This window comes from Pseudomonas sp. P5_B2 (genome assembly GCF_056400445.1).
Genome location: NZ_JBFULH010001486.1, coordinates 1 through 550 on the forward strand (window position 1 = coordinate 1; position 550 = coordinate 550).

Annotated in this window: 2 protein-coding genes; both read left to right on the forward strand. The window is 56.0% G+C overall.

Features of this window, described 5'->3' with window-relative positions; translation table 11 throughout:
* Positions 1-133, forward strand: a 133-nt coding sequence (locus tag AC1DRJ_RS31970; protein WP_477805608.1) for a transporter substrate-binding domain-containing protein, incomplete at its 5' end; no start/stop codon positions are given.
* 92 nt (positions 134-225) lie between these two features.
* Positions 226-550 (forward strand): ABC transporter permease subunit (locus tag AC1DRJ_RS31975; RefSeq protein ID WP_477805607.1); only part of this gene is annotated, 325 nt, incomplete at its 3' end.

Here is a 550-nt window from a genome sequence, read left to right on the forward strand (position 1 = left end):
GGGTATTGCTGTTCGCAAAGGTGACACGGCTGATCTGGAGAAGCTCAACGCCGCCATCGTCGCCATTCGTGAGAACGGCAAATACAAGCAAATCCAGGACAAGTACTTCGACTTCGACATTTACGGCAAGTAAATACGTCGCAACGACAAGTCCGAAATGGCGCAAGCAACAGGATCTCTGAGGTTTGCGCCATTTTTTCATCCCAACTTTCGAGGACCTGAATCATGTTGAAAGGCTACGGGGCTGTCATCCTCGATGGCGCATGGCTGACGCTTCAGCTCGCCTTGTCGTCCATGGTCCTGGCCATCGTTCTGGGGCTGATCGGCGTTGCGCTGCGTCTGTCGCCGATTCGCTGGCTGGCTTGGCTGGGCGATCTGTATTCCACGGTGATCCGCGGTATTCCCGATCTGGTGCTGATCCTGCTGATTTTCTACGGTGGCCAGGACCTGCTCAACCGTGTCGCACCGCTGCTCGGTTTTGACGATTACATCGACCTGAACCCGTTGGCCGCCGGTATCGGCACCCTGGGTTTCATCTTCGGTGCGTACC